This is a genomic window from Cypionkella sp. TWP1-2-1b2 (genome assembly GCF_049896245.1).
GTDB lineage: Bacteria > Pseudomonadota > Alphaproteobacteria > Rhodobacterales > Rhodobacteraceae > Cypionkella.
Window position 1 is genome coordinate 1 of record NZ_JAFCTX010000082.1, and the last position, 5280, is coordinate 5280.

The window sequence follows — 5280 nt, forward strand, 5'->3', positions numbered from 1 at the left end:
ACCACGTTCCAACGTTCCCACACCAACAACCGGAACGACCGTCGCGGGGTGGAGCAGCCCGGTAGCTCGTCAGGCTCATAACCTGAAGGTCACAGGTTCAAATCCTGTCCCCGCAACCAAATATAACAATGATATCAAAAGCTTAGAACCCGACCTAAACAGTCGGGTTTTGTCTTGTGCGAAACACCTCAACGCCACCTCAACGTTTGACGAGTCCCCCCTGAAAAGCCGGAACTCTCCCGTTTGAAATGGCGGGATTACCCAAGGGCTTGCCCCAAATCACTGCTGGGACATTGGGGGTAATCCCCCCATTTTTAACGGGGTGCATTTGTAGAACTTACGCGGCCGTTTTCAGTTTCTGGGCGGGGGGGATTACCCATCGCTCTGACCAAAACCATGCCCTTCAAGCGCGTCTTTGTGCATTGGGCGGTGGAGTATTCTGATTGGCCCGGAGAAGGCGCCGAGGAAATGTTTCGCTACAGCAGGGTCATCAAAGAATACAAATTTCCGCCGCTCGAGGTTTTGCACTATCTGTTGCTCACGCTTCGCATAGGGCGGCACTTCAAGAGCAAGTTGTCGGCTGACAAAGCGCGGCGCAGAGTCGGCGTGCGCACCAGCGCAGCGCTTGCCGAAATCTTGCCCTTTTTCGTTCTCAAGATGACCATGCCTCCTATGCCCGCTTCATTGAGCGCCCCTTTGGCAAATGGGACGTCTGCATGAATGTCATTAATGTCGAGGCCGACCAAGGAACACCGCGCAAGCACTTTTCGTGGCGTTCTATGGTGAGTAACATGACTGGGACAATGCTGGATGGTGGGAAATGACCGCATTCTCCTCCTGCGTCTTGCGCCCGCTTGAATGGGCGGGATTGCTTTCCGAGACCCGTCAAGAGCGCGATGGCAAGCAGGTGCACCACGTCTTTAAGACGCCGCTGTGGCGCGGGGCCTTGAAGCTGGCCAACGACGAAATGCTGCAGCCAGTGCCGTTTCTGTAGGTCCTGTGCGCTTTCTGCTCATTGCTGCCGTTCGAGAGCGGTCCGAGCGCTTCTTCAAAAGGCACCGCCTTACCGCAATTTTGCAGGACCAATCAAAAGAAATACCCCGACGTCTTTTTCGCGCCAATTTCAACGCGGGCATTCTGCGGCACCAGATCATCCGGAATTACCAGATGCTCCCCGATCTCGATGCCTGCCCTGCGCAGGGCATCGCTTTTCAGGTTGCTCATCGAGGCCCAGCGATCAATCTTGCGCACCCCCAACCACAGCAGTGGATCGGTCGCCATCGATTGAAACCGCATATCCTCAACACCGGCCACGGCGCGGGTGCGCGCAAAATAATCCTCTTCGCGGTCGCCGCAAGCGGCACGCGGACGCGCGTTGTAGACAAGGTATTTGACTACCTCGCCCAAAGAGCGGCCTTCCTTGCGATTATAAGACAAGATGCCAATCCCGCCCTGCTGCGCGCCTTGAATGCAGGCCTCTATCCCAAACGAGAGGTACGGCCTGCAAGTGCACATGTCAGAGCCGAACACGTCTGAGCCATTGCACTCGTCATGGATGCGGCAGGTCACTAGCGCAGCGCTGCCGAGGCGGGCCGGATCGCCAAAAAGATAGATGCTCGTCCCGCCTATGGGCGGCAAAAACAGCTCGATATCGGGCCGGGTGCAAATCGCTGGATACATGCCACCGCTTTGCTCGACTAGGGCCGTGCGCAACGCGCACTGCTTCACTCCAATCCGCGCTGCAAGGCTCGGCAGGTGCCAGACGGGCTCAATCGCGATCTTTGTCACATGAATGCTGCCATCGTGGTGCAAAACGCGCCCGTCCGCCTTTATCCGCCCGGCTGACAGAGCCTCCAGAATCTCAGGAAAGCGCAGCTCGCCCCTGGCAACCGCGATAGTGGGGCGAATATCAAACCCCGTAGCTCGCTCCTCAGCAAAATCCTCCGCAACCCGGTGGCCGAATTTGTCCATCGTCGCAAAGGGCCTTACCCATGTGTCAAAGGGACCGATCTCGGCAACGGGATGAGTGGCGCTCAGATCAGGCCGATGGCCAGCATCCAGTGCGCCCGTCGCCACCGCCATCGCCCGATAGGGCGCATAATTGCCCGCGTAAGCCCCAATCGCATTGGCCTGCGCTCCGCTTAAAAGGATCGGTCCCCTCTCCCGCGCCGTTGGGGCCCCCCAAGCCAGTTTGGCGTGAAGCGGCAGTGACCCATTCAGGTGAACGTTCATTTGCGCTCCAGTCTGGCAAAGCCATGCAGAGCATCCTGATCAGTGCCGCCCCGCGCGATAAAGAAAAGTTGCTCTATTCGGCTTGCCATCACTACCGCAGCCGCCAGCAGCAGCCAGCCCTCCCACCCTGTCACCGCCATGGCGGGCCAGAGCGCGAACAGCAAAAGCGCTCCGAGCTTTGCCGACTGAAAATGAAACATCATTAAGGATCCGGTCCAGAGCTTCGCAGCTGCCAGATAGACCAAGGGGCCAAGGAACAGGCACAACAGCGCGACAGGATGGCGATGGAGCAGCCCCGGAAAGGCCATGATCAAAAACGGCAAGGTCGCAAGAGAAAACAGATTGTCGACCACACCATCCAGCCGCGCGCCAAAGTCCGAGGCCGTGCCAGAGCAGCGTGCCAGCCAGCCATCGACCAGATCGGTCAGCGCCGCCACAACATAAAGCGCAAGCGCTGTGCGGACATGCCCCGCCCACAGCAACAGCAAGATCGGCAGGATTGATGCGAGTCGCGTCAGCGTCACCAGATTGGCCAGCTTCAGCCCCGCGCCTTCGTACAGCACGCCGCCTCTCATGCCTGCACCGACGCGTTGGCTGTTTCGTCAAGCCGCAGTGTTGTGGGCCGGGCAATCAACGCCTCTATCGCATAAGCATTGTGGTGCAGCGGGCACACGATGCGATCTTGTCCATCAACATAGCCGAACTTCAGCGCACCCCCTCGATGAGGGCATTGGTTGTGCACAAGGTAAAGCGCACCGCGATGGCCCACGACGAAATAGTCACGGCCATCGCGGCGGATTGGCGGCAGATCTCGCCCGATCCAGCTGGAATGAGGGGCACCATCAGTCATGAAGCCCCCTCATGGCGCCCGACAGACCCTTCAGGAAAAGCAGCAAAAGCAGCAGTCTTCGTCACGCGGCCAATGCCACCAACCTGAAACGCCGCTTCCGAAGCCTGTCCAGTCCCGGGCATGACGGCGTCGCCATCTGGAATATTGGCAGGCAGGCCATAGACCGCATGGCCCGACGAAACCGCTGCGTCAAAGGCTTTGGAAAGGGCAAGCATATGCGTATCGCCAGCCTTGAAAACCGCCCGCGTCGCCTCCGCACCGATCAGAATCTCGTGCCCCGCCGTTGGGCCAAACTTATCAACAAGCGGCACCACGACCTCTTCCACAACCATACGGGTGTGGTGAATGTCGATGTGTGCATGCTCGCCAAAATATGTGCCATCGACACTGGGATGATGTTTCTTCAGATAGCGGAAATGCTCTCCCGTCGAATGCTGGTAGGCGGTCTCGGCAAACAACAAAAACCCCACCTGTTTGAAAAAGTGGCGCGGGCTCTGGAACAAGCAATGAATGGTGTTGTGGATCGCAAGTGCAGGCGTGTCCCACAGCGGCCAATAGGCATTGTATTCGGTATTCAGATCAAACCCCGAAAGCGTCTTGCGAAACAGCTGTGAGTGTTTTTTGGCATGCTCGCCATAGCCGAACTCATCAATCAAAATTCGGAAAAGCGCCGATTGCGGTTCGCCAAACTCGCCCACCACGCCCAAGGCCGAAGCTGAAGCCTCGGCCAACAAATCGGCAGAGGACTGAATTAAAAAATTGCGATAGTGATGTTCTCGCTGCGGCGAGGCGTCCAGATAGCTCAGAAAGGCAGAGGGTGGCGTGTTGCGAACCTGGGGCAGCAGCCGCTCCATATAAGAACGCGCATCTTGCCCTGCCACCCGCTCAGAGGCAGCCAAAAGGACCGGCGCAATCACCTCATCCTCCAGATCTGCCCGCATCGCATCCAGCGACAGCATCGCCCTCGGATCATAACGCTGGCTCAAAGCCGCAATGATATCGCCTTTGGGTGCCACGCTTGGCAAAAGCACATATCGCCCCTGATAGGAGCGCAAAAGCGCCTGATGCTTGACGTAAAGCGCCTTCTCAGGCGCCTCCTCAAGCCTCCTGCCATCCATACGCACATCATAAATCGCGATATCGCCGGTCCGTGCGGAAAGGTTGTTGCTTTGTTCTTGCAGCGCAGTGAGGGAAATCATGCGGTGACCTCATGTCTTTGACGCGCCCTACGGCTATATGTAGCGACGCCGATCCCGCCAATCCGCTCCCAGCTTTCGACATCCCAAGCGCTTAGCGCCATCACCGTCCCGTCCAGATAGTTAGGTGCCGAGGGATCCCCCGAAAGGATCGGGATGTGTTTGATCACAATCCGGTCCACCAGATCCTGCGCGAAAAAACTGTGCAGCAGCCGACTGCCCCCCTCGACCATCAGCGTCGAAATCCCGAGATCAGCCAGCCATTGCACTAGCGCGCCAAGATCAACCTGAGCCACCCCGCAGATAATGGTCTCCACCGACGCCCCCTGATAAACCCCTGCGTGCTCGGCAGGAAGAGCCAGAAGCGTCGGCAGTCCATCGGTCAATATCGTGCTGTGCGGATCAAGGGCCTCACGCCCCAAAGGCACCACGCGCAGCGGATTACGCCCCGCAACATGGCGCACCGTCAATTCAGGATCATCTGCACGCACCGTACCCGCGCCCACCATGATCGCATCATGCGCCGCACGCTGGGCGTGAAACCAGCGCGCAAGATCTGGCCCGTAAAAGCTGAAAAGTTCCTTGGAAGACCGCCCGCTGCCCAGCGACAACTTGCCGTCAATCGTCACTTCCGAAAATGTAGTGATGTGCATTGTGCCTCCAGCCCACTTAATAACTTGTGATCGGCTGCTTGGTTCCTCGAATTAGTGAACTTTGTCCCTTGGGCTTCGCGCTTGCACCCAAAGTAACTCGAGCACAGTGCAAGCTCGCGTCAGCCGAGCGCTGGATGTAGAAATGACATCTTGTAAACTACTTGCCGTGTGAAACGCCGCACGAGCCAATGACCGCTTTCCGCCCTCCTGACATTGGTGAAGCCTTGCACGGGCTCTGTTGCACAAATCGTGAGGGATTCCCTGCGTGACTGCAAGGTGTTAGTCGCAGGGTATGAGCAAACCTGCACCTCCGACCTACCGCACGACGAACTGGCGCTCTTACAACGCC

The 5280-nt window shown here is 57.9% G+C and carries 7 protein-coding genes and 1 tRNA gene; 3 read left to right on the plus strand and 5 right to left on the minus strand.

All coding sequences use genetic code 11. The annotated features are described in order from the left end of the window. Window positions 1–42: 42 nt before the first annotated feature. The 3 genes from ACP7AP_RS23910 to ACP7AP_RS23920 all read left to right on the plus strand — a co-directional run bounded on the left by ACP7AP_RS23910 (window position 43) and on the right by ACP7AP_RS23920 (window position 994). Window positions 43–119 (plus strand) — tRNA-Met (locus tag ACP7AP_RS23910). 277 nt (window positions 120–396) lie between these two features. Continuing rightward, window positions 397–720: a hypothetical protein gene (locus ACP7AP_RS23915; RefSeq protein ID WP_426038383.1), complete on the plus strand. Its 324-nt coding sequence runs from the start codon at window positions 397–399 to the stop codon at window positions 718–720. A 100-nt stretch (window positions 721–820) separates the two neighbouring features. After that, a complete protein-coding gene (locus ACP7AP_RS23920) occupies window positions 821–994 on the plus strand; it encodes a hypothetical protein (protein ID WP_426038385.1) in 174 nt (57 codons plus the stop codon). A 92-nt stretch (window positions 995–1086) separates the two neighbouring features. Here the strand turns inward: ACP7AP_RS23920 and ACP7AP_RS23925 are convergent, their stop codons facing one another. From ACP7AP_RS23925 to ACP7AP_RS23945, 5 genes are all read right to left on the minus strand, one after another. Continuing rightward, on the minus strand, window positions 1087–2232 hold the full coding sequence (locus ACP7AP_RS23925) for a GTP cyclohydrolase II (protein ID WP_426038387.1): 1146 nt from the start codon (window positions 2230–2232) through the stop codon (window positions 1087–1089). After that, window positions 2229–2795, minus strand: coding sequence for a CDP-alcohol phosphatidyltransferase family protein (locus ACP7AP_RS23930; RefSeq protein WP_426038389.1), 567 nt, complete (start codon window positions 2793–2795; stop codon window positions 2229–2231). The genes ACP7AP_RS23925 and ACP7AP_RS23930 overlap by 4 nt, the downstream gene beginning before the upstream one ends. An 8-nt stretch (window positions 2796–2803) precedes the next feature. After that, a complete protein-coding gene (locus tag ACP7AP_RS23935; protein ID WP_426038391.1) occupies window positions 2804–3082 on the minus strand; it encodes a Rieske (2Fe-2S) protein in 279 nt (92 codons plus the stop codon). Further along, window positions 3079–3936 carry an iron-containing redox enzyme family protein gene (locus ACP7AP_RS23940; protein ID WP_426038393.1) on the minus strand — a complete coding sequence of 286 codons (858 nt, stop codon included), beginning with the start codon at window positions 3934–3936 and terminating at the stop codon, window positions 3079–3081. Before ACP7AP_RS23940 ends, ACP7AP_RS23935 begins: the two co-directional genes overlap by 4 nt. A gap of 341 nt (window positions 3937–4277) precedes the next feature. Continuing rightward, on the minus strand, window positions 4278–4931 hold the full coding sequence (locus tag ACP7AP_RS23945; protein ID WP_426038395.1) for a RibD family protein: 654 nt from the start codon (window positions 4929–4931) through the stop codon (window positions 4278–4280). Between the last annotated feature and the right edge of the window lie 349 nt (window positions 4932–5280).

What these genes read in the sequence shown, in the direction of transcription:
- ACP7AP_RS23925 (WP_426038387.1), bottom strand. Translation starts at nt 2,232, where the DNA reads ATGAACGTTCACCTGAATGGGTCACTGCCGCTTCACGCCAAACTGGCT.
- ACP7AP_RS23945 (WP_426038395.1), bottom strand. Translation starts at nt 4,931, where the DNA reads ATGCACATCACTACATTTTCGGAAGTGACGATTGACGGCAAGTTGTCG.
- ACP7AP_RS23915 (WP_426038383.1), top strand. Translation starts at nt 397, where the DNA reads ATGCCCTTCAAGCGCGTCTTTGTGCATTGGGCGGTGGAGTATTCTGAT.
- ACP7AP_RS23920 (WP_426038385.1), top strand. Translation starts at nt 821, where the DNA reads ATGACCGCATTCTCCTCCTGCGTCTTGCGCCCGCTTGAATGGGCGGGA.
- ACP7AP_RS23935 (WP_426038391.1), bottom strand. Translation starts at nt 3,082, where the DNA reads ATGACTGATGGTGCCCCTCATTCCAGCTGGATCGGGCGAGATCTGCCG.
- ACP7AP_RS23940 (WP_426038393.1), bottom strand. Translation starts at nt 3,936, where the DNA reads ATGGAGCGGCTGCTGCCCCAGGTTCGCAACACGCCACCCTCTGCCTTT.